Raw genomic sequence first — 255 nt, forward strand, 5'->3', positions numbered from 1 at the left:
ATAAATATGTGGAGGAATACACATCTAAATTCAACAAAGGTGATAAACGGAAGTATAATCTTGTCTATCATAACCTTGCATCAAAAATAAATCATCGTAAATATAAGAATAAACGTGAATGGTCAAATTTAGATAAAGAGAGCAGGACTGAACGAGCTAACGAATTAAAGGCATTATATAAAGAATTAATTAAACATGACAGCAAAGACCTATTTGACCCTAACTATCGAAGAATGAAATATGTGAGATATGCGG

1 pseudogene is annotated in these 255 nt (G+C 31.0%); it reads left to right on the top strand.

Annotation, left to right across the window (positions count from 1 at the left end):
• A pseudogene (locus M3610_RS27785) lies at positions 1-255 on the top strand (group II intron reverse transcriptase/maturase); the annotation flags it as partial.

This window comes from Neobacillus sp. MER 74, assembly GCF_023714155.1.